The organism is Streptomyces sp. CBMA156, from assembly GCF_014596515.1.
In the GTDB taxonomy this organism is placed as follows: domain Bacteria; phylum Actinomycetota; class Actinomycetes; order Streptomycetales; family Streptomycetaceae; genus Kitasatospora.
This window is the reverse complement of the sequence record NZ_MSJQ01000153.1, coordinates 1-25,484: the sequence shown is the minus strand read 5'-3', so window position 1 is coordinate 25,484 and position 25,484 is coordinate 1. Positions and strand designations below refer to the sequence as shown.

Genomic DNA, 25,484 nt, shown 5'->3' with positions numbered 1-25,484 from the left:
GCGCCCGGGCGCGGGCGAGCCGCAGCCGGGCGACGGTGCGCAGCAGGCCCTGGCGGACGGCCGGGTCGTCGAGGCCGCCCGCCTCCGGTCCGGCGGCGGGCCGGGGGTCCTCCAGCAGGAGTTCGGCCGCCGCCTTGGCCCAGAGCGCGAGGTTGTCACCCTCGGCGGTGATGGTGCCCTCGACGTCCGACGCGTAGGCGGTGATCCCGTTGACCGTCAGCAGCCCCTGGGCACCGCACCGTTCGCGCGCCTCGGTGATCAGGTCCCTGGCCTGCCAGGTGGTCCAGCCCTTGGCGATGGCGACCTGCCGTTCGGCGGCGGCCGACTCCTCGGGGTCGGCCGGGTCGTGCCGCGCCCAGCGCTCGGCGGCGGCGCGGTGCAGGGCGGTCATCGCGTACGCGGTGGCGAGGCCGTCCAGCAGCGGGCCGTGGTGGGTGCGGTGGGCCCAGACCGGGACGCGCCGGTCGGGACGGGCCCCGGCGACGTCGCGGTGCTGGGCGTACCGGACGGCGGTGGCCAGCGCGGCCCTGGCCCCGCCGATCGCGGCGGCGCTCATGCACAGCTTGCCGACGGTCACCCGGCCGATCGCGGTGAGGAACCGTTTCCGCTTGCTGCCGACCGCGCTGGTGAACGTGCCGTCGTCGGCGAGCCGGCCGTGGGCGCCGGTGAGCAGCGCCTCGTACGGCAGGCCGACCCGGTCGAAGGAGGTGAGGCAGTGGTCGACCGGACTGCCGGGGCGCTCCGGCAGCGGGTCGACGGCGATGCCGGGCAGCGGGCGCCCGTCCCCGCCGGTGAGCGGGACGAGGAACAGGAAGACCCCGTGGTCGCGCCCGTCGACCCGCAGCCGTGCGGCGACCACCGCGGACTTGGGGCCGCCCGCGGGGCCGGTGTTCGGCATGAACTTCCGGGCGGACGGGCCGGGGGTGTGCAGGGTGAAGCCGCGGTCGGTCCGGTCGTAGTCGGCCACGGTCTCCAGGGCGGCGGCGTCGTTGCCGTGGCCGAGTTCGGTGCACAGGAAGGTGCCGGTCCGGTCCATCCGCAGGTAGTCGTCCAACGGGCGCTTGGGCGACCGGTCGTGGTCGAGCAGGGTGCCGAGGAACAGGTTGTAGTGGATGCCGGCGAGGACGGTGAGACCGCCGTCCACCACCGCGGTCCACTCGTGCAGGGCGGCGAGCAGCAGCGGGTCGCCGGCCAGGGCGGCCGGGTCGGTGTGGGCATTGAGCTGCCGTAACCGCCGGTAGGACGCGGCGATCCGGTCGGCCACCGGGGCTTCGGGGCGGCTGTGCAGGGCGGGGTCCGCGGTGAGCTTCCGCCAGGGCTCGTGGACGCGTTGACGGTCGGGGCCGAAGAGGAGGCGGGACAGCTCGGCGGTCGTCGGTGTCATGTAACCGATCAAAGGCCGGACGCCGCAGAGGTTACGGCCCTGTGACCGAGATCACCGCACCCGCGGGCGGTCCCGGCAGGCGGTCAGCCCCGGTACCAGGAGGCGACGATCGGGCTGTCGGCGGAGGCCGCCAGCACGGCGGCGGCTTCCACCATCTCCCGCTCCCAGTTCCGCGCCGCCTCGGCCGGCCAGGTGGTCTCCACGCAGTCCGGGCAGCAGACCTCGGCGACGGCCTCCTCCAGCCGCCGCTCCGCCGCGGTCGGCTCCGAGAGGCTCCCGACCCAGAGCGCGACGGCGGCCTCCCCCGGCGTGATCTCCCCGGACGTCAGCCGGGCCGCCGTGTGGTGCAGCCGGCAGCGCCGGGCGAACTCGTCGTCCGGGACCGGCAGGCCGAGCTCCCCCAGCGCCCGGTGCAGCAGCCCCGTCAGCTCGTCCGAGGGCTCCCCCCGGCCCTGCCGCCCCGCCAGTTCGCACAGCGCGGGCGAATCACCGCCGATGCCCTGCCCCAGCAGTCCGGCGGCGGCCATCGGCAGGTCCTCGGGGAACACCAGGCCGGCGGTGTGCCGCCAGGCCAGGGTGAATGCGGCGTCCATCGCGCCATCCTGCCCCGTCGGCCGGGGGTGCCGCCACCGAGTTCACCGCGGGCCCGGTCCGCCGCCCTTGCCGATGCGCCGCCGCCCTGCGGAAAACCGCGGGGCGCGGCGGTACGGAAACCCGCAAGCGGTTCGCCGGAAACCCGCATACCGCCGCTGACCTGCACTTTCTAGCGTGGAGACAGCCGGGGACGAGCCGTCCCCCGACCACTCTGGAGCCCCGCATGCAGCACACGATCCTCGCCGTCGCCCAGCAGCCCGCCGACGGCTTCGCCGGCTGGGCGGCCGACCTGGTGGACACCATGGGCGGCCCCGGCGCCGGCCTGGCGATCGCCCTGGAGAACCTGTTCCCGCCGCTGCCCAGCGAGGTGATCCTGCCGCTGACGGGCTTCGCCGCCGGGCAGGGCGTGATCAGCCTCGCCTCCGCGCTGACCTGGACCACCCTGGGCTCGGTCGTCGGCGCCGTCGTCCTCTACTGGCTGGGCGCCCTGTTCGGCCGGGAGCGGATGCACGCGATCTGGGCCCGGCTGCCGCTGGTCAAGGCCTCCGACCTGGAGCGCACCGAGGCCTGGTTCGCCCGGCACGGGACGAAGGCGGTGCTGCTGGGCCGGATGGTGCCGATCTTCCGCAGCCTGATCTCCGTCCCGGCCGGGGTCGAGCGGATGCCGCTGCCCGCGTTCGTCATGCTGACCACGCTGGGCAGCCTGGTGTGGAACACCGTGCTGGTGATGGCCGGGTTCCTGCTCGGGGACCGCTGGGACGTGGTGGAGACGTACGTCGGCCTGCTCTCCAAGGCGGTCCTGGTGCTGGTCGTGGTGGCCGTGACCGGGTACGTGGTGATGCGCTGGCGCGGACGCAACGCCACCGCCCAGCACCGCCGCGCCCGGTGAGCGCACCGGCCCACCCCGCAGTCCCGACCGACCCAGAACGCCCGGACCGCCCCGCACCCCCGGCCAGCCCCGTAGGCTCGGCCCCCGTGCAGGGGGCCCAAGCAGACCGGACGTCATGGCCGCGCCGCGCGGCGGGAGCCCTGCTCGGCTGCCCGAGCGCCGCGCTCGCCGCCCTGTACCTGCTGCCGGCGGCCGCCGCCCTCGGCCCCTTCCTGCTCTGGCCGCGCACCCGCCCGTACGCGGCGCAGAGCCTGCTGTCCGGGGTGCGCCGCCTCGCCGCCCTCGAACGGGCCCGGCGCCGCGCGTTCTTCGGCGACCGCTTCCCCCGCCACTACCGCACGGACGACCGCAGGCTGCTGCGCTACCTGCTGGTGCGCAGCGGCGGCGGGCTGGTCACCGGGGTGGTGCTGGCCCTGCTGGCCTTCGGCGCGGGGCTGGCCGTGCTGCTGGTCGGCGGGGTGCTGCGCGGCTCGCTGGGCTGGGAGGAGCTGGCGACCCAGGCGCTGCTGGGCGGGGTGCTGCTGTTCCTGGCCGTACAGGGCCTGGTCTCGCTGGCCGCGCTGGACGCCCGGCTCGCCCGCGAGTGCTTCGGGCCGTCCGAGGCCGAGCTGCTGCGCCGCCGGATCGCCGAACTCGCCGACAGCCGGGCGGCGGTGGTGCAGGCGGTGGACGCGGAGCGGCGACGGATCGAGCGGGACCTGCACGACGGGGTCCAGCAGCGGGTGGTGGCGCTGGCGATGCTGGTGGGCCGGGCGCGGCGCGGCCTGGACCGCCGTCAGGACCCGGAGCGGACGGAGGCGCTGCTGCGCCAGGCGCACCGGGAGGCCCAGGAGGTGCTGACCGAACTGCGCGAGGTGGCCTGGCGGGCGTACCCGTCCGCGCTGGACACCCTGGGGCTGGAGGAGGCGCTCGGCGGGGTGGCCGAGCGGTGCGCGATCCCGCTGCGGCTGCGCTACGAGGTGGCCGGCCCGCTGCCCGAACCGGTGCGCACGGCGGCCTACTTCGTGGTGTCGGAGTGCGTCACCAACGCCGCCAAGCACTCCGCCGCCTCGACGGTCTCGGCCCACCTGTCCGCGGCGGGCGGCCTGCTCACGGTGCGGGTGGAGGACGACGGCGACGGCGGCGCGGACCCGTCGGGCAGCGGCCTGACCGGGCTGCGCGGACGGGTCGCCGCGCTGGACGGTACCCTCCACGTCCACAGCCCCGCCGGGGGGCCGACCGTCATCACCGCGGAGCTGCCATGCGCGTGACCCTCGCCGAGGACTCGACCCTGCTGCGGGAGGGGCTGGTCCGCCTGCTCGCCGAGGAGGGGCACCAGGTGCTGGCCGCGGTCGGCGACGCGGCCGCGCTGACGGCGGCGGTGGCGCGGGAGCGGCCGGACGTCGTGGTGGTGGACATCCGGATGCCGCCGACCCACACCGACGAGGGGCTGCGGGCCGCGGTGGAGATCCGCGAGCGCTGGCCCGGGGTGGGCGTGCTGGTGCTCTCCCAGCACATCGAACGCGGGTACGCGGCCCGGCTGCTGGACGCGGGAGCGGAGCGGGTCGGCTACCTGCTGAAGGACCGGGTGGCCGAGGTCGAGGAGTTCCTGGACGCCCTGGTGCGGGTCGCGGCGGGCGGCACGGCGATCGACCCGGAGGTGGTCCGCCGGCTGGTGGTGCACACCACCCGCACCGACCCGCTGGCCCTGCTCACCCCGCGCGAGCGCAGCGTCCTGGAGGCGCTCGCCGAGGGCTGGACCAACGCCGCCATCGCCCAGCGGCTGCACGTCTCGCAGAGCGCGGTGGAGAAGAACCTCAACGCGGTCTTCGACAAGCTGGACCTGCCCCGCACCACCGACCACAACCGCCGCATCCTGGCCGTCCTGCACTACCTGGGGGCGTAACCGTCCGGGCCGGCCGGCGGCGCGGTCGCGCGGGGCCGGCCGGCCCGTTCGGTCAGTCGGCCACCACCGTGGACGGGGTTCCGCCCGTGACGGCGAGGAGTTCCCGGTAGCTCATCGGCACGACGGTGTGCGGGTGTCCGGCGGCGGCCCAGAGCACCTCGTACGCTTCGAGGGCCGTGTCGACGACGGTGCGCAGCGGTGCCGGGTGGCCGGTCGGGGCGACGCCGCCGATGGCCTGGCCGGTGGCCTCGCGGACCTGGGCGGCGGTGGCGCGCTCGATCGGTCCGGTGCCCAGCCGCCCGGCCAGATGGGCGGTGTCGACCCGGTGGGCGCCGCTGGTCATCACCAGCAGGGGCGCACCGTCGCAGACGAACACCAGGCTGTTGGCGATGGCGCCGGCCTCGCAGCCGAGCGCGGCGGCGGCCTCGGCGGCGGTGCGGGCGGAGTCGGGCAGGACGCGGATCTCGCCGGGGACGCCGGCCGCCGCCAGCGCTTCGGCGACGGCCTGGCTGCGGGTGGGGAGGGAGGAGGTCATCGGCCCATCATGCCGTCCGCGCCGAGGAGTTCCGTACCGGCGGGGTCCCTCTCGTCGGCCTGCCGCGCCGAGGCGCGCCCGACGGCGCTCAGCACCGCCCGGACGCCCGCGGTGAGCACCGAGGCGTCCCGTCCGACGCCCCACACCACCCGGCCGCCGGAGCCGTCCTGGCTGCCAGGGGCACCGGAGCCGTCCGGGCCGCCCACCCTGGCCTCCACGTACGCGACCGCGTCCCGCCCCGGGCCCACCGCGTGCTCGCTGAAGGAGAGGATCTCCACGCCCACCGCGTCGGCGACCGCGTCCAGCGGCCCGGCGCCCGTCCCCCGGCGGCCGTCGACCTCGGCCCAGTCGTCGCCGACCCGCCACCGCCGCCCGGCTCCCGCGTCCAGGTACTCGGCCCTGAACAGCCCGTACAGCTCCTCGGCCGTCACCTCCCGCCCGCTGTCGTCGGTGGCCTCCTGCACCACCCGGGCGAACTCGATCTGGAGGCGCCTGGGCAGCTCCAGCCCCTCACCGGCGTGCAGCAGATAGGCGATCCCGCCCTTGCCGGACTGGCTGTTGACCCGGATCACCGCCTCGTAGTCCCGCCCGAGGTCGGCCGGATCGATCGGCAGGTAGGGCACCGACCAGGGCGCCTCCCGCTCCGGGACGCCCAGTTCGGCGGCGGTCGCGGTGTGCCGGGCGAGGCCCTTGCGGATGGCGTCCTGGTGGGTGCCGGAGAAGGCGGTGTGCACCAGGTCGCCCGCGTACGGGTGCCGCTCGTGGACGGGCAGCCGGTTGCAGTGCTCGACGGTGCGCCGGATCTCGTCGATGTCGGAGAGGTCGAGCATCGGGTCGACGCCCTGGGTGTGCAGGTTGAGCGCCAGGGTCACCAGGTCGACGTTGCCGGTCCGCTCGCCGTTGCCGAACAGGCAGCCCTCGACCCGCTGGGCGCCCGCGAGCACGGCCAGTTCCGCGCAGGCGACGCCGGTGCCGCGGTCGTTGTGCGGGTGGACGGAGAGGATCACCGCCTCGCGCCGTTCCAGGTGGCGGTCCATGTACTCGATCTGGTCGGCGTACACGTTGGGGGTGGCGATCTCGACGGTGGCCGGCAGGTTGTGCACGACGGGCCGCTCCGGGCTCGCGTCCCAGAGCCGGGTCAGGCCGTTGCAGACCTCCAGGACGTAGTCCGGCTCGGTCAGGTTGAACACCTCGGGCGAGAACTGGAACCGCAGGCCGTCGCGGCCCTCCCCGAGCCTGGCCATCAGGGTCGCGGCCTCGGTGATCAGCGCCCGCAGTTCCGCGCGCTCCTTGCCGAGGACGACCTCGCGCCACTGCGGCGCGGTGGCGGTGTAGAGGTGGACGACCACCCGGGGCAGGCCGGCGACGGCCTCGAAGGTGCGCTCGATCAGGTCGGCCCTGGCCGCCGTGAAGACCACCACGGTGACGTCCTCTGGGACGGCCCCCGGGGTGGTGGCCAGTTGGCGGACGAAGTCGAAGTCGGTCCGGCTGGCGGAGGGGTAGCCGACCTCGATCTCCTTGAAGCCCATGGCCAGGAGCAGGTCGAACATCCGCTGTTTGCGCGCCGGGTCCATCGGCTCGGCGAGCGCCTGGTTGCCGTCGCGCAGGTCGACGGGCACCCACAGTGGCGCCCGCTCGGTCCGCCGGCCGGGCCAGCGGCGCAGCAGGGCCGGCACGTGCACCCGCTCGTGGGCGGGGCGGTAGCGGTGGGAGGGCATGGTGCCGCCGCGCTGGGGGTTCCAGGCGGGGGCGCCGGCCGGGACGGGCCCGGCAGGGGCGGGCCCTGCGGGAACGTGGTGGGTCGGGAATCGTGCGGACGATCGCATGAACGGTCCTCATCGGCAGGCATCGGCAGGTACCGGAGACCGGCAGGACGGCGCCCCGCAGCGGGGTGCCGGTCCGGTCACGCCCCGCTGCGGCCACCAAGAAGAAGGCCTCCCGGGGGGAGCGTCCACGGCTGCATGCCGGGTAGACTAACCACGACACAAGTCCTCAGACAACCTGACAGGTGAAACCGATGACCGCGCTCCGCCCCTCCCCCCTCGCCGAACAGGCCGCCGCGCGGCTGGAGGAGCAGATCCGGGCCGGGCAGTGGCCGGTGGGCGGCAAGCTGCCGGGCGAGGTGGCGCTGGCCAAGGAGCTGGGCGTGGGCCGCTCGACCGTCCGGGAGGCGCTGCGCACCCTCGCGGCGGCCGGGATGGTGCAGAGCCGTCAGGGCTCCGGGGTGTTCGTCACGGCCGACCGGCCCACCGGGGACTGGGCGTCCCGGCTGCGCCGCGCCGAGCTGGCGCACGTCTACGAGGTGCGGACGGTGGTGGAGGTGCAGGCAGCCCGGCTCGCGGCCGTCCGCCGCACCGAGGCGGACCTCGTCGCGCTCGACGCCGCGCTGGCGGTCCGCCGGGCGGCGGGCGGGGCTGGCGACGCCGCCTTCGTGGACGCGGACATCGCGCTGCACACCGCCGTGGTGGCGGCGGCGCACAACCCTGTCCTGGATGACCTGTTCGCCCAGTTCGCCCCGGTCCTGCGCGAACAACTGGTCGTCCTGGTCGGCCTGTTCGGGCTGCGCGCGGAGGACCCCGACCACGGCTACGGCTCGCACGCCGACCTCGTCCTGGCACTGCACGACGGCGATCCCGAGGCGGCCGGGCAGGTGCTGGCGGCGGAGCTGGAGGCCACCCGCTCGCGCCTGCTGACCCACTGAGCGACGCCCGGCAAGAACACCCTCCAGGACGCCCACCGCCCCGCCGAGTACCTTCCGGCGGGGCGTCACACACTTTTCACACCCCGGCCATTCGCCGGCCGCGCGTCGCATTGACACTGTGTCAAGCAAGTCCGGAACCGCCTGCTCCGCATACATACAGTCAACGAATGAATGACATTGTGCCCATCGCGTGCGCAAGCACGGATCAGGCGGCGAACGGATTTTCACTTCAATCACACGGTGCGACTAGTATCGCTTCGTCAAAAATCCCGTGCCCGGACGGCCCGCCCCTCACCGGCCGGCCGCCAGCCTCAAGGAGTCAGCTCTGCGCGCGCGTGCGAATCGGCGGCCCCCGACGCCGAAGGGCCCCCGCAGGCGTCCACGCCTGTCCCTGCGGACGGCGCTGCTCGTCCTGGCCGTCGTCCCCAGCATCGCCCTGGTCGCCCTCTGGGCCGTGACCAGTGGTGAGACCATTTCCGACTTCCAGCGACTGGCCGACCAGGCCACCGTCGCGCAGAAGGCCGGTCAGCCCTCCAACGTCGTCTACTACAACCTCCAGGAGGAGCGCCGGCTCAGCGCCGAGGCGCTCGCCAGGCCGGGCTCCAACGCCGACCAGCTGCGCCGCCAGCGGCAGCTGACCGACGAGGCCGTGCGGCAGTTCCAGTCCCTCTCCTCGGCGGCCGCCGACAACGCCCCGGCCGAGGTCCTCGCCTCCGTCACCGAGGCGCGCCAGGCCCTCGGCAAGCTGGCCGAGCAGCGTTCCGCGGTCGACCGCGCCACCACCGACCAGCAGAGCGTCTTCACCTACTACACCGACCTGATCAGCGTCGACATGCAGCTGTTCACCGCGCTCAGCCGGGTCGACACCGGCGAGGTCACCTGGCTGTCCAAGACCCTGGTCAACGCCTTCTGGGCCAAGGAGATGATCTCCCGCGAGGACGCCATCCTGGCCCGCGGCTGGCCCGGCGGGCGGCTGTCCACCGCCGACTACCAGCAGGTCCAGCAGCTGATCGGCGCGCAGGACCACCTGCTCAACGTCCAGGTCATCCCGTACGTCCCGGACGGCGAGGCGCAGGCCTGGCGCGACCTGGTCAACAGCCCGTCCTGGCAGGGCAAGGCCGCCGTCGAACAGGCCCTGCTCAAGCCCACCGCCGCCGACGCCAACGGCACCGTCAAGCTCCCGGCGACGCAGGACCAGTGGCGCCAGGCCGTCGACGGGCTCAACCCGGCGCTGGTCAAGGTGATCGAGGTGCGCACCGACGGCATCATCGAGGTCGCCAAGTCCGCCATCATCGGCATGCTCACCCGCGTCGTGCTGACCACCGCCATCGGCCTGATCACCGTCGTCGCGGTGATCATCGCCTCCTGGCGCCTGAGCCGCTCGCTGCGCCGCCGCATCAAGGACCTGCACACCCAGGCCGAGGAGATGCGGCGCACCCTGCCCGAGGTGGTCGACCGCCTCGGCCGCGGCGAGCAGGTCGACGTCGAGGCCGAGACCCACGCCATCGCGGAGGGCTCACACGGCACCGGCACCGACGAACTGGCCCAGCTCGGCCAGGCCCTCAACCAGGCCCGCTCCTCCGCCCTGGAGGCCGCCGTCGGCCAGGCCGAGCAGCACCGCGGCTTCGAGCGGCTGCTCCAGCGCATCGCCCGCCGCACCCAGCTGCTGATCGGCCGCCAGCTGCGCAAGCTGGACGAGCTGGAGCGCAAGCACGACGACCCGGAGGTCCTGGAGGGCCTCTTCGACCTCGACCACCTCACCGCCCGCCTGCGGCGCTACGAGGAGAACCTGGTCATCATGGCCGGCGGTCAGCCGCAGCGGCGCTGGCGCAAGCCCGTCCCGCTGCTGGACGTGCTGCGCGCCGCCCAGGGCGAGGTGCAGGACTATCGCCGGATCTCGATCGACATCGAGGGCCACCCGTGGCTCTCCGAGCGGGCCGTCGGCCCGGTGGCCCACGTGCTCGCCGAACTGATGGAGAACGCCACCACCTTCTCCAAGCCGCCCACGCCGGTCGAGGTGCGGGCCGCCATGGTCGGCCGCGGGCTCGCGATCGAGATCGAGGACCGGGGCCTGGGCATGGACCCGGAGCAGTACGACGCGGCCAACGAGCTGATGAGCCGCCCGCCGCGCACCGACGTGCTGGCCAGGGCCGACGACATCCGCCTCGGCTTCTACGTGATCTCCCGGCTGGCCTCGCTGCACGGGCTGAAGATCGAGTTCCGCCCGTCCGCCTTCGGCGGCACCCGGGTGGTCGTGCTCGTCCCGGACGAGCTGGTCATCGAGGGCGACACCGGGCTGCCGGACGGCGCCGGCGGCACGGCCACCGAGCCGATCCCGCTGGTGCGCCGCTCGCGCCGGGCGGTGCGCTCGGCCTCCGACGAGACGCCCGCCCCGGTGCCGGCCGGTCCGCCGGTCGCGCCGGTGGAGTCCTTCCCCCAGGGCGACTTCGCCCCGCAGGCGGCTCCGCTGCCGCTGCCCGTGACGGGTGCCGGGGTGGAGGCGGGGCCTGAGACCACCGTCCAGGACATGCCGCTGCCGGAGGCTCCGTTCCAGCCGCCCGTCATCCAGCCGCTCCCGCTGCCGGTGCCGGTGCCGGCGCCGGTGCCCGCGGACGGCCCGGAGGCCTTCCCGGCCGCGCCGTTCGCGGCGCGTCAGGAGTTCCCGGCGGCTCAGGCGTTCCCGGCGCAGCCGGAGTTCCAGCCGGAGTTCCAGCCGGAGCCGGCGTTCACGGCGGAACAGGCGTTCGCCGCGGAGCAGCCGCTCCCGGTGGAGCAGCCCTCCCCGGCGTACCCGGCCGAGCCGTCGTACGGCACCGGGCAGCCGTTCGGCACCGAGCAGCCGTACGGTGCTGAACCGCCGTTCGCCCCGGAGCCGTCGTACGGGTCGGAACACCCCTTCCAGCCGGAGCAGCCGATCGAACACAGCTCCCCGGCCGACCCGGCACCCGCCCAGGGGGCCACGGCCTACCCGGACATCGCCTACGCCAGGGTCACCGAGGCCGAGGCGCCGTACGCCGACGAGCAGTACCGCCCGGCCGACCACTACCGGCTGGCCGAGCGGCGCCGGCGCCGCGAGTACCAGACCTCGGTGCCGTTCAGCCCGGCCGAGAACAGCCAGCCCCCGCTGCCGCAGCGCGTCCGGCAGGCGAGCCTGGCCGCCGAGCTGCGGGTGCCGCCGCCGGACCGGCCGCAGTGGGTCGAGCGCCCCGCCGAGGAGGCCGCGCAGCCCGCGGGCCCGTTCCAGCGCACCGAGCGGCGCTCGGGTGCGGCGATCGGCGCCTTCCAGCGCCAGTCCCGCGCCGCCCGGGCCCAGGACAGCGGTGAGCACCCGCTGCCCGCGCCCGCCACCCCGCCGGTCCCCTCCCCCGCACCCGAGCCCGCCCCGGCCCCCTGGGCCCTCCCGGCCGCGGACTCCCGAACCACACGAACGGATGAGCAGTCATGAACCGCACGATCGCCACCCACCAGGATCTGGACTGGCTGCTGGACGGACTCGTCGACTCGGTGCCCGGGACCAGGAACGCCGTCCTCCTCTCCGACGACGGACTCGTGGTCAGCCACTCCCGCACCATCGAGCGGGCCGACGCCGAGCGCCTGGCCGCCGTCGCCACCGGCCAGCAGAGCCTGGCCCGCGGCGTCGGCGCGCTGTTCGACGGCGGCCCGGTGCACCAGGTGATCGTCGAGCTGGCCGAGTGCTGGCTGTTCATCATCGCCGCCGCCCAGGGCACCCACCTGGCCGTGGTCGCCTCCCAGGAGGTGGACGCCGAGGTGATGTCCGTCGCGATGCACACCCTGGTGCAACAGGTCGGCCAGAAGCTCAGCACCCCGGTCCGCCAGGACGGCGCGTCCGCCGCCCCCGGCGCCCCCGGTTCCTTCGACGCCTTCGCCGCCAGGAACCGGGGCTGACGCGGGTGGAACCGTACGGGAACGACGCCTGGGGGGACGGCCGCGGCGACGGCCGGCAGGCCGGCCCGCCGTCCGGTCAGCAGCCCGGTCCGCAGTCCGGTCCGCAGCCCGGCTGGGACGACCGCTGGCGGCGCGGCTCGGTGCCGCACTGGAGCGAGCTGGAGGAGGAGGACGCGGAGGACGAGACGGGCAGCATGGTGCGCCCGTACACGATCACCCGCGGCCGGACCGCGCCCGAGCGCGACGACCTCACCCTCATCACCGTGCTCACCACGGTCGAGGAGGAGGCCGAGGCGGCCCTGGCGCGGGGCAGCCGCGCCGGTGCCCGCGGCCTCCAGCCCGAACACCGGCTGATCCTCGAACGCTGCCGGCGCCCGGTGGCCGTCGCCGAGGTGTCGGCGGGCCTGGACCTCCCGGTCTCGGTCACCAAGATCCTGCTGGGCGACCTGGTCGCCCAGGGCCTGCTGAAGGCCCGGGCGCCGCTCTCGGTGGCCCGGGCCGCCGGGGGCGTGGACCTCGGCCTGCTCACGGCCGTACGCGAAGGACTCCGGAGACTCTGAACATGGCCACACCCCACTCCGCCATCGGCCCCGCCGCCGCCCCGGTCGCCCCGGCCGCCGTCAAGATCCTCATCGCGGGCGGCTTCGGCGTCGGCAAGACCACCCTGGTCGGCTCGGTCAGCGAGGTCACCCCGCTGCGCACCGAGGAGTACCTGACCCGGGCCAGCGTCGGCGTCGACGACCTGTCCGGCGTCGACCAGAAGACCACCACCACCGTCGCGCTCGATTTCGGCCGGATCACGGTCAGCCCCGAGCTGGTCGTCTACCTGTTCGGCACGCCCGGCCAGGAGCGCTTCTGGTTCATGTGGAACGACCTGGTCAACGGCGCCCTCGGCGGGATCGTCATCGCCGACACCCGCCGGCTGGACACCAGCTTCGCCTCGATCGACTTCTTCGAGAGCCGGGGCATCCCGTTCGTGGTCGCGATCAACTGCTTCCACAACACCAACACCCGCACCCCCGACGAGATCAGGGCCGCACTCGACCTCGACCCGCAGGTGCCGATGCTGCTCGGCGACGTGCGCGAGCGCACCTTCGGGCGGGACCTGCTGCTGGCCCTGGTCGACCACCTGATGGACCTCGCCGCCGCACCCGTCGGCTGAACCGGCGCCGGCCGGGCCTCCCCGCCCCGGCCGGCCGCCCTCCGCACCTCTGGACTTCTGAACTTCCCTTCGGAGCACACCTCATGACCACACCCCTGCGCGTCCTCGTCCACGGCGGCGGCATCGGCGGCCTCACCCTCGCCACCGCCCTGGCACGGCGCGGCCACCACGTCGACGTCGCCGAGCTGCGCGAGCAGCCGGAGGCCCTCGGCGTCGGCATCATCCAGCCGTCCAACGCCCTGCACGTGATGCGCGAGATCGGCGTCCTGGACGACTGCCTGGCGGCCGGCTTCGAGTGGGAGGTGCTGACCATCTGCGACCCGGCCGGCGCCACCCTCGCGAAGATCCCGCAGCCCCGGATGGGCGACGCCCCGTCCAACAACGGCATCCCGCGCCCCGCGCTGGCCCGCGTGCTCGCCGACGCCGCCGCGAAGGCGGGCGCCACGGTCCGCTTCGGCACCACGATCGACACCCTGCGCGAGGACGCCGACGGCGTCGAGGTCACCCTCACCGACGGGCACGGCGCCCGCTACGACCTGGTCGTCGGCTTCGACGGCATCGGCTCGCCGCTGCGCCGCCGCCTGTACGGCGAGAAGTACCTCCCCGAGTACACCGGCTTCGCCAACTGGCGTGTCACGCTGCCTCGTTCGCCCGAGGTGCGGGGCGTGGTGATGTCCTCGGGCAACCTCAGCGCCAAGGCGCTGCTCACCCCGATCAGCGCGGAGCAGATGTACCTGGGCTCGGTCTTCGCCGAGGCCGAGGACTTCCGTCCGGACCCGGAGCGCGCCCACGAGCAGCTGCGCGAGCGGCTGGCCGGCTTCGGCGGCCCGATCGCCGAGGCGCTGGCGCAGATCACCGACCCGGACGCGGTGGTCTACTCGCGGATCTCCCAGGTCACCGTCGAGGAGCCCTGGCACGTCGGCCGGATCGTCCTCGCCGGCGACGCCGCCCACGCCTCCACCCCGCACCTGGCGCAGGGCGCCGCGATGGCCGTCGAGGACGCCCTCGTGCTCGCCCTGAGCCTGGACGCGGCCGACACCGTCCCGGCCGCGCTCACCGCCTGGGAGGAGCGCCGCCGCCCGCGCGCCATGTGGGTGCAGGCGCTGTCCCGCGCCGTCCTCAAGCAGGAGACCGGCACCGCGACCACCCCGGAGGAGGACGAGCTCCTCAAGGTCGGCATCCCGGGGGCCGCGCACGTCCTCGTGCGGCCGTACTGACGGCTCCGGCCGTAGCCGTGCCCCGCCCCGACCGGTCCCGCCGGTCGGGGCGGTCTTGTGCCGCACCGGATCACGGGGCAGGCTGACGGCCGTCCGGTCAGCCGACGCCTGGGGGTACGGTGCCGTCCCTGTTCCGCATGCTCGACCTGCACGAGGCCGTGGAGCGCGAACGGCAGGACGCGCACGGGCGGTTGTTCGTCTCCGACTACAACGGCGGGCACCCGTACGTCGCCGACTACCTGGGCCCGCTCGCCGACACCCCGCCGTACCTGCTCGGCGACGTCACCCGGTACTCCGCGATCGACGAGGACCGCGCGCTGCGGGCCAAGATCGCCCGGCTGCACCGCGAGTACGACGACGCGGAGTACGGGCCCGGCCAGGTGATCCCGGCGGGCGGCTCCAGCAGCCTGCTCGGCACCTTCTGCACCTGGCTGCACCTGAACGGCGTGCGGCGCGTCCACTACCTGCCGCCCGTCTACTACAAGTTCGCCTACTTCTTCCGGCAGTTCGGCATCGAGCCGGTCCGGGTGAGCGAACTGCACGCCCGGCAGCCCGGCTTCGCCCCGGAGCTGCCCGCGGAACGCACGGTGCTCCTGCTCACCGATCCGCTCTGGTACGCCGGGCAGCCCGTCCCGGCCGGGGTGATCCGGCGGATCGGCGAGTGGCAACGGGCCACCGGGTCACTGGTGTTCGTGGACGGCACCTTCCAGTACCTGCGCTGGGACGGCGGCCGGCGCGAGGAGAGCACCGCCCTGCCGGCCGACCTCACGGTGCGGATGGTGTGCCCCACCAAGTACCTGTCCATCCACGGCTACCACTGCGCCCACCTGCTGGTGCCCGAGCGGCTGCGCGAGCCGCTCGCCGAGCTGCACATCAACCTGCACGGGGACGTCACGGTGGCCGACCGCCTGTTCGCCCACCGCGCCGCCGACCTGATGCTCGACGGGGAGGGCAACCGGCGGCTGGTCGAGCACGTCCGGGCCAACCACCGGCGGATCCTCCGCAGCGGCGCGCTCCGGGACCGCGCACCGGTGGACACCGGGTACTTCCTGTTCGCCCGGCCCGCCGCGCCGGCCGAGCGGCTGCTCGCACTCGACGAACGGCACTTCGAACTCACCGGCCGCGAGGGGTTCGTCCGGATCAACCTGCTGAACGAAGCGGCGCTGGACGGGCTGACGACGCTCGCCCGGTGATCTGGTCGCGCCGGTCCCACACCGCCTTGGAGATCCGGGCGATCAGCCGGGCCGCCGGGTCGGTGCGGTCCGTGCCGTCGGCGAGCGGACCGGTGTAGCAGACGGCGATCAGGTACGGCGGGCAGTCGGCCGACTGGACGAGCCCGACGCTGAGCCGGACGCCGGGGAACCAGCCGTTCTTGAAGGCGATCCGGGTGTCGGCGGGCAGACCGGCGGCCAGGTCCACCCGGAACTCGTTGCGTTCGAGGAGCGCGAGCAGCTCCGGCTCGCCGGCGAGCGAGCGCAGCAGCCTGACCAGGTCGTGGGCACTCACCCGGTTGTGCACGCCCTGGGCACGCGCCGCGTAGTCCTCGATCCCGCGCGGGGTCGCGCTGCGGGTGGCTCCGGCACGGCGCCAGACGTCCGCGACGGCCTGCCGGGTGGTGCGGGCCAGGCAGATGTTGGTGGCGAGGTTGGAGGAGTGGGTGATCATCCGCTCGGCGAGCAGCCGGAGGGGGACGTGGGTGCCGAGCAGTTCCCAGGGCAGCGGGTCGCTGTCCCAGTCCGGGTCGTTGCCGAACTCGCCGCCCACGACGGACGCGAAGCGGTTCACCACCGGCACCTCCGCGTCGAGGTTCACCCCGCCGCGGCAGAGTGCGGCGAGCACCGCGACCTTCATCGTGCTCGCGGCGTCGTGCAGTTCGTCCGGGTCGCGGACGTACACCGGATCGGAGTCACCCACCCAGGGGGCCACCACCACAGAGAGCATGGGGGAAGGGTAGGGGAGACCGGGCCCGGAACCCGACGGTTGCGGCGTACGACACGAGCACTCGTCCGCCTCCGCCGGGAGCGGCCGGGAGCGGGAGGCCGGACGGTCCGGCCTCCCGCTCCCTCAGCCCTCCGCCGTGTCAGTCGACGTAGCAGGTGTCAGTTGACGTAGTAGCTGAACCCGAGCGTCGCCGCGGTCATCCCGGCGGCCACCTCCCGGGTCACCGTGCCCTGACAGTTCGGCGCGGAGTACACGTCGACCGCCACGTCCGTGAGGTTCTCGACGATCACCGGCGACAGGGTCGGGTAGCAGCCCCGCGCCGGGTTCTGCTTGACCACACCGTTCACGACCAGGGTTCCCGTCGCGGCCTGGGCCGGAACGGCGAGTGCGAGCACTCCGGCGGCGGCCAGCATCCCTGCCGCTGCGAATCGACGACGCATGACTGTCTCTCCCTTGCTTCCGCGGGCGCACGATCGATTGCGGCACCCGTCCAGGCCATGGATTCCCCCGACGCCGCGCTCGTGCCGGAACGGCCCGCCGCAATCCCCCGAACCGCCGAAGCCCGGCCTCCTCCGGCGGCCGGTGCCGGGGGCGGGCCCGTGACCTGTGAGGATGGGGGCGGGCCGCCACCGGGGCGGCGACGGCGAGCGGCACGAGGGAGCAGTCGGGTGTCTGGGCAGGGACCGCGGGGCCTGGTCGAGCGGATGGAGCACCACCAGGTGGTGATCTACCTCGCTGCGATGGCGGCCGGCGGGCTGCTGGGGTGGCTGGCGCCGTCCGCCGGGCCCGGGCTGGAGCACGCCATCAACCCCGTCCTCGGCCTGCTCCTGTTCGTGACCTTCCTCCAGGTCCCCGCCGCCGAGCTGCTGCGGTCCCTGCGCGACGGCCGCTTCCTCACGGCCGCGCTGGTGGTGAACTTCCTGGTGGTGCCGCTCGTGGTGGCCGCGATGTTCGCGTTCCTGCCCGCCGACCGGGCCGTGCGGATCGGCGCGCTGCTGGTGCTGCTGTGCCCGTGCGTGGACTACGTCATCGTCTTCTCCGGCCTGGCCGGCGGCTCCAACCGCCGCCTGCTGGCCGCCACCCCGCTGCTGCTGGTGGCCCAGATGGTGCTGCTGCCCGGGTTCCTCTACCTCTTCATGGGGCCGGAGCTGGCCGACGCCGTCGAGGCCGGACCGTTCGTCGGGGCGTTCGTCTCCCTGATCGTCGTCCCGCTCGCCGCGGCGTGGCTGCTCCAGGCCTGGGCCGCGCGCCGGCCCGCCGGGCGGCGGGTGTCCGACGCCGCGACCACCACGATGGTGCCGCTGATGGCCGCGACCCTGCTGACCGTCGTCGCCTCCCAGGTCCCCAAGCTCGGCGGCAGCCTCGGCGACGTCGCCGGTGTCATCCCCTTCTACGTCCTGTTCCTGGTCGTGATGGCCTTCGCGGGGAAGGCCGTCGCCCGGCTGTTCCGCCTCGACGCCGGGGCCGGGCGCGCGATCGTCTTCACCGGCGCGACCCGCAACTCCCTGGTCGTGCTGCCCCTGGCGCTCGCTCTGCCGGGCTCCCTCGCGCCGGCCGCCTCCGTGGTCGTCACCCAGACCCTCGTCGAGGTCCTCGGCATGCTCGTCTACGTCCGGCTCGTTCCCCGTCTGGTCCCCTCCTGATGGCCACATGACCGCCGCCTGACCGTCGCCCCCGGGCCGGCCGGGGGCGGCGGGCCGTCAGGGCAGGTAGGTGCGCCAGCAGCTGGCGGTCGGCGAGGGGGTGGCGGGGCCGCTCGCGGTCGGCGAGGCGGAACCCGGCTCGCCGCACGGGCTCGGGGGGACGCCGGGGCCGACGAAGGACACCCCCCGCACGTCGTAGGGCCCCTGCTCGTACCAGCCGTGGAAGTACACCGTCAGCTCGGTGGTGCCGGGCCCGGTGGTGACCCGTACCGTCAGGTCGTTCCAGTCGCGCTCGTCCGACCAGGCGGCGGTGGGCGCGGTGCCCGCGCCGGAGACGCCGACGAACGCGTACGGGCCGCGCACCGAGGCGGTCAGCGTGTAGGCGGAGTCCGGCTGGACCCTGACCTTCTGGGTGCAGCCCGCGTAGCTGTCGGCGGTCGGCCGGCCGGTGGTGTAGTGCTCGTGCGGGATGGTGCTCCGCGACGTGGTCGGCTCGCAGTCCCAGATCCACGGGTAGGAGTCGAACCGCCCGTTGACGATCAGTTCGACGTTCGGCAGGGCCACCGTCGCCGAGGCGGCCAGTCCGACGGTGGAGCCGGCCACCGCGAGCACGGCGGTGGCGAGGCCGAGGGGCAGGGCGGCGCGGCCGCGCCGGTGAGTCGGGCGGTTCCGGTGGGTCTGGCGGTTCCAGTGGGTCTGGCGGGTGTGTGCACGCATGCCGTCTCCGGGTGGGAGTGCCGATGGGGGCAGCGGTGCGAGGGAGTGGAGCACACCCTGGGGGACGGCGCCCGCCGCCGTCAAGGGAGGCGGCCGGGGTGCCGTTCCGGCGCCGCCGGGCCGCCGGGCCGCCGGGCCGCCGTCACCGAACCGCCGCCGATTCGAGGCCGTCCCCGTACTTCGGCGGGCCGCGGCCGCGGGGCATCCTGGCCGGGGGTGGGTGCATGGGCGCACAGGAGCGGGAGGACGGCCGCGCGGAGCGGTCCGGCGCGCGGCTGACGGCGCTGCTCGTCGGGCTGGTCGCGGCCGGCGCGGCGGTCGGCATGCTCCTCGGGGTCGGCGTCTTCGGTCTGGTGACGGTCCTGTCCCTGGTGCGCCGCGTCGTCGCCTGCTTCCTGCGCGGCTGCTGACTCCGCGCCGGACATCGCAAAGGCCCCGTCAAGTCACAGCAGGCCACACGGGGTTCGCCGGAGCGCACCCGGCACCGTCCGCGGACCGGGCCCCGGCAGCTCACGCCGGAAAATCCCGTCCCACCTGACAGTGGCGCGCTGTACGCTGAACGCGCATTCGAACTGTGTGGAATCTGTTCGTCTTTGAACACATTTATGGGGGAATCGGTGCGTAATCGCCGAATTGTGGTAGTCGCTGCCCTCGTGGCGGCCGGTGTCGGTATGGCCTCCTCCGGGATCGCCCAGGCGGCCGGGCCCGCCTCGGCGCCCGCCGGTTCCGCGCCCGCCGGGCCCGCGGCCGGCAGCGCCGGAACGGACGCGATCAAGAAGCTTCCCGGCAAGACCTTCGACAGCCCCGCCGACCGCACGGTGACCTCGCCGGTGCCCGGCGAGCAGGCCGGCCAGGCCGCGCCCGCCCAGGGCGGCACCGGCACCCGGAAGCTCTCCGCGGTCATCGGCGTCGGCCTGCACGCCACGGTCTCCAGCGCCCACGGCATCGACCTGGAGACCAAGCTCTTCCCGACCGACACCTCCAACCTCGCCGTGACCATCGCCTGGGGCGACGGAACCACCAGCACCTTCAACACCACCGTCGGCGGGGGCGGCAACGACACCCGCATCACCAAGCACAAGTACGCCACCGTCGGCGTGTTCGACATCAAGGTGACGGCCAAGGATGCCTCGCAGGGCGTCCAGGGCTCGAACCAGGTCACGGTCGGCACCCTGGGCGCCGAGTTCACGCCCCACACGCCCACCCGCGTGCTGGACACCCGCTCCGGCGTCGGCGCCGCCGCGGCCAAGGTCGGCGCCCGCAGCACGGTGGCCCTGAAGATCGACGGCGCCGCCCAGATCCCCGTCGGCGCCTACGCGGTGGTCCTGAACGTCACCGTCACCAACGCCGACGGCCCCGGCCACATCTCGGTGCAGCCCACCAAGAGCTCGGCCGAGAACGCCACCACCTCGAACCTCAACTTCACGGCCGGCCAGACCGTCCCGAACCTCGTGGTCGCCACCGTCGGCAACGACGGGTACGTCTACCTGTTCAACGCCGGCTGGCAGTCGGTGGACCTGCTCGCGGACGTGACCGGCTACTTCACTCCGCAGACCGCCAGCGGCTACAAGTCGGTGACGCAGAGCCGCGTCGTCGACACCCGCTCGGGCCTCGGCACGGCCCAGGGTCCGGTCGCCGGCCAGAGCGGCTTCGACGTCGCCATCGCCGGCCGCAACGGCGTGCCGTACGGCGTCACCGCGGTGGCGCTGAACCTGACGGTCACCAATCCCCAGGACGCCGGCCACCTGACCGCCTACCCCAGCGGGCAGGCCGCGCCGACCACCTCCAGCGTCAACTTCACCGCGGGCCAGACGGTCGCCAACGCGGTGATCGTGCCCGTCAGCGCGGACGGCAAGATCTCCATCCGCAACGGCAGCTGGCACCCGGCCGACGTGATTCTCGACGTCGTCGGCTACTACACCCCCACCAGTCGCTCGGCGCTGGTCCCGGTCGGCGTTCCGGTCCGGCTCCTCGACACCCGCGTGCCCGACGGCAACCGTCCGGCCGCCCCGGTGCCGGCCCGCGGCTACTTCGTGCTGGGCATGGAGGGCGACACCACCACCCCCGAGGTCGACGGCTGGGTGCTGAACACCACCGTCACCAACACCAAGGGCCCGGGCTTCCTGTCGGTCGACCCCGACCCGAACTACTGGTCCAACTACCAGAACGGCAACGCGGTCGTCCCGAACCGTCCGGTCTCCTCGACGCTCAACTGGACGGCCGGCGCGACCGTCCCGAACGTCGCGCAGACCTCGGGCGGCAAGGGCGGCATCGTCGACTTCTGGAACCAGGGCTGGGAGAGCGCCGACCTCCTGGTCGACCTGCTCGGCTACTACGAGTCGAACTGACCGGTCCGACAGTCTGACGTTCTGACCGTCAGGCGTCCGGTGTCCGGGCAGGGGCGGTGTTCCGTACGGAGCGCCGCCCCTGTCCGCGTTCCGGACGGCCTTCGGCGGCCGTCAGGCGTCGTCGCGGCCGAGCAGTTCCAGCGCCTGCCGCGGGTTGTGCTCGGCGATGCCGGCCGGCGCCTCCCGTGCCGGGAAGTCCCCGCCGTCAGTGAGAGCCGCTGCGCCGGTGTGCAGAGGAGGAGCCGGGCTCGGGCAGCCGGATCCGCGGGAAGACGTGTTCCCACTCGGCGTCGAAGTGCATCGCGCCCTCGATGCCGATCAGCACCGGGGCACCGTCCGCGTCCACCAGCACGTGGCCGGCCCCAGTTCGCCGTGCACCACCGCGTACTCCGGCCGCGAGCCGTTCGGCCGCCTCCTGCCGTCTACCCGGGCATCTCGGCCCGCGCCGCCACCGCCAACCGCTCCCGCACCACGGTGTCGCTCCCCCTGACTGACCGGGGAAGCCTAGCCCCGCAGGTGGCGGCTCACGTCGCCGACCAGGGTGATCCGCACCCGGCGCTCCACGAACCGCCACCGCCCGTCCGCGCCGCGCGCGAAGCGGTCGTGGTACCGCCCGCCGGCGATGACCTGGAGCGGCAGCCCGGGCAGTGCCTGGAGCACGGTGACGTACGAGCGCGCTGCCGCCGTACCCGCCCGCTCGTCGACCTCGACCGCCAGGTTGCTGCTCACGTGCTGGGTCCGGGGTGTCCCGTCGGCGTACACGATCAGCGTCTCCCGGAACCACGCCTCGATCGCCGCGCCCCCGCTCACCGGCCCGGCACTGCCGACGAAGGTGGCCCCGGCGAGCAGCGCGCCGAGGCCCTCGAAGTCGCCGTCGTCCACGAGTTCGGCGTAGCGCGCGATCAGGTTCTCGATCGCCCGGTGGCTCGGCAGCGGATCTCCGGGCGTGGACATGCTTCTCCCCCAGGCGAGTTGTCGTTCCCCCGACTCTCCCACGGCGCCGAAGGGACCGCTCGCCCCGCCCGGTGACTACCGGCCGGGGGCCGCGGCCAGCCGGGAGATCTCGGCCGCCACGGCCTCCGGCTCGGCGGCGACGGTGACCCGGGCGACGCCGTCCAGGCCCGGGTGGGCGCCGACCCGCACCGAGTGCCGGGCGTTGCGCAGCAGGTCGAGGTCGTTGATGTCGTTGCCGAAGGCGTTGTAGGCGTCGATCCCCAACGAGGCCAGCGCCTCCCACTTGTTGGTGGTGCCCGGGGCGAAGTCGATGACCGCCTCGTCGAGGTGGTGGTTGACGGTCATCCCCAGCGTGCGGCCGGCCTCGGCGAGGGCCGCCAGGTCGGTCGCGTCGACCACCAGGAACTTGACGACGGCGGGGAGTTCGGCGAGTTCCACCCGGCGGGCGAGGCCGCCCTGGTCGACCCGGCCTCGGATCGGGTGGTCGGCCGGTCCGGTGTAGGCGTAGTCCCACGGGCCGTCGGCGAGGTAGCCCGCCCGGAACCGCTCGGCCTCGGCCAGCAGCCGGCCCAGCTCATCCGCCTCGAAGGCGGCCCGCGCCCGCACCCGGCCGTCGACGGAGACCAGGCTGCCGTTCCCGCCGATCAGCGTCGCGGTGGGGAAGGCCCCGTCCAGGACCGGCAGGAGGTCGCGGACCGGCCGGGCCGAGGCGAAGACCAGCTGGTGACCGGCCCGCTCGCAGTCCTCGATCGCGGCGAGGATCCGGCGGTCGATCGTCCGCCCGTCGAAGCAGAGGGTGCCGTCGATGTCGAAGACCGTGGTGCGGGCGCTGGAAGTGATCACCCCGCGATGGTATCCAGCCGCTGTCGTACACGACCCACCGGCCATGGCCCGCCTCCGGACCGAGCCGGCCGGAGTGGGACGTCGACGGGCCCGACTTCCCACTCCGGGCGGCCCCCGGGTCACGGCGGCTTCCGGAGGGCGGCGGCCGGAATCCTCCCGTCCCGGGCCCGCCGGCAGCGGTTGGTGACCGACTCGGCGAGGGGCCCGAGGGCCTCCCTGTCCCCCTGACCTCGCCGGTCAGGTCCCGCCCGCCCCCGGGCTGCTCCGCGACACCGCCTACCGGTCCGCCGCCGCCTGGGCCGCCTCGCCGCCACGGGCGCGGCCTTCGCACGCACCGCCCGCGGCGGCCCAGCGGCTAGACCTCCGGGGGCAGGCCGTTCCGGCGGCGCTGCTCGGCGAACGACATCCGGCCGGACTCATGACAGTTGGCACACAGGTGTCCGCACTCACCCGCCGGCTCCGGAACACCCGGCGGGCGGACCATGATCCCGACCCCGATGCCGAAGGGGAGGCGCCGCTCCCCGCGGACGAACGGGGTTCCCGGCACGTGCCAGACGCTCGCGAGCCAGTCCAGGTGGGTGATCAGCGCCGTCAGGGGCGCCGTCCTGTCGGTCTCGCCCGCGCGGTGCTCCAGGATCAGCGGCACCGCGGCCTGGTGCGGCCACGGCAGGGGGACTCCGGTTCCGGGATCGCACCACATGACGTGGCCGCGGTCGAGGACCGTCACGAACCGGGGCCACTGCTCGGCCGGCCTCCCCTCGGTCCACTCGACCAGCCGGGCGGCGATCGTCGAGATCCTCAGTTTGCTCCGGTAGGCGAAGACACCGCCCATGGTGGGCACGTAGGGAACGGACCCGCTGCTCGTGGCGAATTCGAGGTACACCTCACCGACGCGACGGCGCGGCACCTCCTGGGCGCGGGCCACCTGGCCCAGCGCATCGAACAGGACCGGCCCGCTCAGGACGCTCTTGACCTCCACCGAGGTGTGGACGGCCCGCGGGTCGAGCACCGCGCGCCCGCTCCGGGTCATGCGATGCGGAGGGACGCGACGATCGGCCAGGACCACATCGCGCTGGCCGAACCGGGCGCCGGTCTCCTCGTCCTCGACGTTCGCCCGGTGGACGACGTGTGCGTCCTGGAAGCGGGCTTCCAGGACCCTCCACAGGGCCCACTCGCGGGCGAACCCCATGTCGTCCGAGAACCCTTCGCGGGCGCTGTCCCGGTACTCCCCCTCAAGGTCGTACACCTGGGCGATCAACCGCCGCAGCTCGACCAGCGCCCGGTCGGCTTCAAGTCCCAGCTCGTCCGCCACGGTCGGGAGTCTAGGACCCCGCACCGACAGAATCCGCGCCGACGGACTCCGGCCGGTCCGGCCGCTTGGTCGCCTGGTCGCCCGGGAGTTGCCCGGGAGTCGGCCCGAGGATCCGAGCCCAGCAAATGACGAGGGCCCCTCGGTCGGTGAACTCAACCGAGGAGCCCATGCGATGACGAAGAGTCAACTATTGCTGGGCTTCGGGGCGGGCGGCGTCGCCGAGCCGGCGAGCAGGGGCCACTCCCGGTGGAACGGCGGCAGCGGCAGCCTGCCCTCGATGACCGGGGTGCCGAAGACCTTCAGGTGGGCGAGCAGTGAGCCGTTCAGGTCGACGCCGCCGACCAGTGACCAACTGCCCTGCGCCTGCGGCGGGTTGCCGGAGGAGTCGGCGACCAGTGAGCCTTCGGCCTGGGCCCGCAGGTAGGGGGCGACGGTGGTCTCCACGCCGACGGTGTCGTACAGGCCGAGGCTGATCTCGGCGCCGAGCGCCGCCCGTACGCCCGCCTTGCCGCTGAGCCGCACGTGCACCGGGGTGACCTTGGTCTCGGCGCTGGTGACCGGGGTCCAGCCCTTGCCGCCGGTGTAGTCGGCGCGCACCGCCCAGGTGCCGGTGGCGTCCTGCTCGACCTCCAGGTGGACCTGGCCGTCGGCGCCGACCTCCAGGTAGCAGGTGAGGCCGAGGTTGACGACCACCGGCAGGCCCGCGACGGTCAGCACCGGGCTGGCCTGCAACTTTGCGAAGGGGACCCGGACCGGTGCCGCGCCGGTGCTGCGGGCGGCGTCGCCGGTGACCTTCCACTGGGCGTGGGCGCCGAGGTCGAAGCCGATCGAGGCGGTGCGCGGGCTGCCGGCCGCCGCGCCGTGGTAGGCGAAGTGGACGGCCGGGTGGAGCCGGAGCGAGCCGGACGCGTCCAGGCTCGCGCCGTCGGGCAGCGGGACGGGGGCCTTGAGGTCGACCTCCAGGGCGCCGGAGGCGTCGGCCCGCACGCCGTCGCCGGTCAGGCCCGCGGTCGCCTTGAGGTCCTTGACCAGCGGGGTCACCGTGATGCCGTGCGGGTCCACGGGGACGCTGCCGTCGGCCTCGGTGCTGCCGAGGAGTTCGGCCAGGGTGGCCGGACGGGTGGTCAGGGCGAGCGTGTCGCCCGCGCCGGGGCGGACGCCGGTGACGGCGACCAGCGCGCCCTGCGGTGCGGCGGCGGTGGGCGGGCTGGCGATCAGCTGCCCGGGCTGGACGGCGGCAGTCGCCGCAGTGGGGGCAGCGCTCGGCACGGCGCTCGGGACGGTATTCGGGGCAGCACTCGGGACGGTGCTCGGCGAGGCCGGAACGGTGGCGGCCGGTCCCGCCGCCGACAGCACCGCCGTCCCGCCCGCCGGGTCGTACGCGGTCAGCTGGAGGTTCTTCGCCGCCGCCGCGACCGCGCCACCGTCCTTGCCGGGGTTGCCGATCGCGGCC

Annotated in this window: 25 protein-coding genes; 13 read left to right on the top strand and 12 right to left on the bottom strand. The window is 74.3% G+C overall.

All coding sequences use genetic code 11. The features are described 5' to 3' along the window. Both BU198_RS12840 and BU198_RS12835 read right to left on the bottom strand, forming a co-directional pair. The coding region (locus tag BU198_RS12840) for an acyl-CoA dehydrogenase family protein (protein WP_188296974.1) at window positions 1-1,384 on the bottom strand (1,384 nt) is incomplete at its 3' end. A gap of 83 nt (window positions 1,385-1,467) precedes the next feature. After that, the gene (locus BU198_RS12835; RefSeq protein WP_188296973.1) at window positions 1,468-1,977 is read right to left on the bottom strand and encodes a hypothetical protein; all 510 of its coding nucleotides are present in this window, start codon (window positions 1,975-1,977) and stop codon (window positions 1,468-1,470) included. Window positions 1,978-2,201: 224 nt separating this feature from the next. Between BU198_RS12835 and BU198_RS12830 the strand changes: the two genes are divergently transcribed. The 3 genes from BU198_RS12830 to BU198_RS12820 all read left to right on the top strand — a co-directional run bounded on the left by BU198_RS12830 (window position 2,202) and on the right by BU198_RS12820 (window position 4,752). Next, the gene (locus BU198_RS12830; protein ID WP_188296972.1) at window positions 2,202-2,867 is read left to right on the top strand and encodes a DedA family protein; all 666 of its coding nucleotides are present in this window, start codon (window positions 2,202-2,204) and stop codon (window positions 2,865-2,867) included. A gap of 86 nt (window positions 2,868-2,953) precedes the next feature. Continuing rightward, window positions 2,954-4,117 (top strand): sensor histidine kinase, encoded by a 1,164-nt coding sequence (locus BU198_RS12825; RefSeq protein WP_188296971.1) that lies wholly within the window; start codon window positions 2,954-2,956, stop codon window positions 4,115-4,117. Continuing rightward, on the top strand, window positions 4,108-4,752 hold the full coding sequence (locus BU198_RS12820) for a response regulator (protein ID WP_188296970.1): 645 nt from the start codon (window positions 4,108-4,110) through the stop codon (window positions 4,750-4,752). The genes BU198_RS12825 and BU198_RS12820 overlap by 10 nt, the downstream gene beginning before the upstream one ends. Window positions 4,753-4,804: 52 nt before the next feature. Here the strand turns inward: BU198_RS12820 and BU198_RS12815 are convergent, their stop codons facing one another. Together BU198_RS12815 and BU198_RS12810 are read right to left on the bottom strand one after the other, a co-directional pair. Then, the gene (locus tag BU198_RS12815) at window positions 4,805-5,287 is read right to left on the bottom strand and encodes a YbaK/EbsC family protein (protein WP_188296969.1); all 483 of its coding nucleotides are present in this window, start codon (window positions 5,285-5,287) and stop codon (window positions 4,805-4,807) included. After that, window positions 5,284-7,113, bottom strand: a complete 1,830-nt coding sequence (locus BU198_RS12810; protein ID WP_223244307.1) for a 2-isopropylmalate synthase — start codon at window positions 7,111-7,113, stop codon at window positions 5,284-5,286. The genes BU198_RS12815 and BU198_RS12810 overlap by 4 nt, the downstream gene beginning before the upstream one ends. 191 nt (window positions 7,114-7,304) lie before the next feature. On the opposite strand from BU198_RS12810, the gene BU198_RS12805 reads away from it, so the two are divergent. The 7 genes from BU198_RS12805 to BU198_RS12775 all read left to right on the top strand — a co-directional run bounded on the left by BU198_RS12805 (window position 7,305) and on the right by BU198_RS12775 (window position 15,466). Next, a complete protein-coding gene (locus tag BU198_RS12805; RefSeq protein ID WP_188296968.1) occupies window positions 7,305-7,988 on the top strand; it encodes a FadR/GntR family transcriptional regulator in 684 nt (227 codons plus the stop codon). 454 nt (window positions 7,989-8,442) lie between these two features. Beyond that, window positions 8,443-11,433: a nitrate- and nitrite sensing domain-containing protein gene (locus tag BU198_RS12800; RefSeq protein WP_317620095.1), complete on the top strand. Its 2,991-nt coding sequence runs from the start codon at window positions 8,443-8,445 to the stop codon at window positions 11,431-11,433. Then, window positions 11,430-11,894, top strand: coding sequence for a roadblock/LC7 domain-containing protein (locus BU198_RS12795; protein WP_188296967.1), 465 nt, complete (start codon window positions 11,430-11,432; stop codon window positions 11,892-11,894). The genes BU198_RS12800 and BU198_RS12795 overlap by 4 nt, the downstream gene beginning before the upstream one ends. A gap of 5 nt (window positions 11,895-11,899) precedes the next feature. After that, window positions 11,900-12,454, top strand: coding sequence for a DUF742 domain-containing protein (locus BU198_RS12790; protein ID WP_411293185.1), 555 nt, complete (start codon window positions 11,900-11,902; stop codon window positions 12,452-12,454). A 2-nt stretch (window positions 12,455-12,456) separates the two neighbouring features. Then, window positions 12,457-13,056, top strand: a complete 600-nt coding sequence (locus BU198_RS12785) for a GTP-binding protein (protein ID WP_188296966.1) — start codon at window positions 12,457-12,459, stop codon at window positions 13,054-13,056. A gap of 83 nt (window positions 13,057-13,139) precedes the next feature. Beyond that, on the top strand, window positions 13,140-14,273 hold the full coding sequence (locus BU198_RS12780; RefSeq protein WP_188296965.1) for an FAD-dependent monooxygenase: 1,134 nt from the start codon (window positions 13,140-13,142) through the stop codon (window positions 14,271-14,273). A 137-nt stretch (window positions 14,274-14,410) separates the two neighbouring features. Further along, complete coding sequence (locus BU198_RS12775; RefSeq protein WP_188296964.1) at window positions 14,411-15,466, top strand: aminotransferase class I/II-fold pyridoxal phosphate-dependent enzyme; 1,056 nt, start codon at window positions 14,411-14,413, stop codon at window positions 15,464-15,466. Here the strand turns inward: BU198_RS12775 and BU198_RS12770 are convergent. Together BU198_RS12770 and BU198_RS12765 are read right to left on the bottom strand one after the other, a co-directional pair. After that, on the bottom strand, window positions 15,414-16,214 hold the full coding sequence (locus BU198_RS12770; RefSeq protein ID WP_188296963.1) for a serine hydrolase: 801 nt from the start codon (window positions 16,212-16,214) through the stop codon (window positions 15,414-15,416). The two genes, BU198_RS12775 and BU198_RS12770, sit on opposite strands and share 53 nt — an antisense overlap. A 158-nt stretch (window positions 16,215-16,372) precedes the next feature. Then, the gene (locus tag BU198_RS12765; RefSeq protein ID WP_188296962.1) at window positions 16,373-16,654 is read right to left on the bottom strand and encodes a hypothetical protein; all 282 of its coding nucleotides are present in this window, start codon (window positions 16,652-16,654) and stop codon (window positions 16,373-16,375) included. 264 nt (window positions 16,655-16,918) lie between these two features. Between BU198_RS12765 and BU198_RS12760 the strand changes: the two genes are divergently transcribed. After that, window positions 16,919-17,857 (top strand): arsenic resistance protein, encoded by a 939-nt coding sequence (locus BU198_RS12760; protein WP_188296975.1) that lies wholly within the window; start codon window positions 16,919-16,921, stop codon window positions 17,855-17,857. Between the two features lie 57 nt (window positions 17,858-17,914). On the opposite strand, the gene BU198_RS12755 is transcribed toward BU198_RS12760, so the two are convergent. Next, entirely contained in the window at window positions 17,915-18,574 is a 660-nt protein-coding gene (locus tag BU198_RS12755) for a hypothetical protein (RefSeq protein WP_188296961.1), read from the bottom strand. Between the two features lie 224 nt (window positions 18,575-18,798). Here BU198_RS12755 and BU198_RS12750 point away from each other — a divergent pair, with 224 nt between their 5' ends. Together BU198_RS12750 and BU198_RS12745 are read left to right on the top strand one after the other, a co-directional pair. Continuing rightward, window positions 18,799-18,984, top strand: a complete 186-nt coding sequence (locus BU198_RS12750; RefSeq protein ID WP_188296960.1) for a hypothetical protein — start codon at window positions 18,799-18,801, stop codon at window positions 18,982-18,984. Window positions 18,985-19,245: 261 nt separating this feature from the next. After that, window positions 19,246-20,922: a hypothetical protein gene (locus tag BU198_RS12745; protein WP_188296959.1), complete on the top strand. Its 1,677-nt coding sequence runs from the start codon at window positions 19,246-19,248 to the stop codon at window positions 20,920-20,922. Window positions 20,923-21,127: 205 nt separating this feature from the next. Here BU198_RS12745 and BU198_RS42085 read toward each other — a convergent pair whose 3' ends face one another. The 5 genes from BU198_RS42085 to BU198_RS12720 all read right to left on the bottom strand — a co-directional run. Beyond that, on the bottom strand, window positions 21,128-21,274 hold the full coding sequence (locus BU198_RS42085) for a hypothetical protein (RefSeq protein WP_223244306.1): 147 nt from the start codon (window positions 21,272-21,274) through the stop codon (window positions 21,128-21,130). 152 nt (window positions 21,275-21,426) lie between these two features. After that, on the bottom strand, window positions 21,427-21,876 hold the full coding sequence (locus BU198_RS12735) for a nuclear transport factor 2 family protein (protein WP_188296958.1): 450 nt from the start codon (window positions 21,874-21,876) through the stop codon (window positions 21,427-21,429). Window positions 21,877-21,951: 75 nt separating this feature from the next. Continuing rightward, window positions 21,952-22,719 (bottom strand): HAD family hydrolase, encoded by a 768-nt coding sequence (locus BU198_RS12730; RefSeq protein ID WP_317620094.1) that lies wholly within the window; start codon window positions 22,717-22,719, stop codon window positions 21,952-21,954. Window positions 22,720-23,074: 355 nt separating this feature from the next. Continuing rightward, window positions 23,075-24,031 (bottom strand): DUF6602 domain-containing protein, encoded by a 957-nt coding sequence (locus tag BU198_RS12725; RefSeq protein ID WP_188296956.1) that lies wholly within the window; start codon window positions 24,029-24,031, stop codon window positions 23,075-23,077. Window positions 24,032-24,214: 183 nt separating this feature from the next. Continuing rightward, a partial coding sequence (locus tag BU198_RS12720) for a hypothetical protein (protein WP_188296955.1) occupies window positions 24,215-25,484 on the bottom strand: 1,270 nt, incomplete at its 5' end.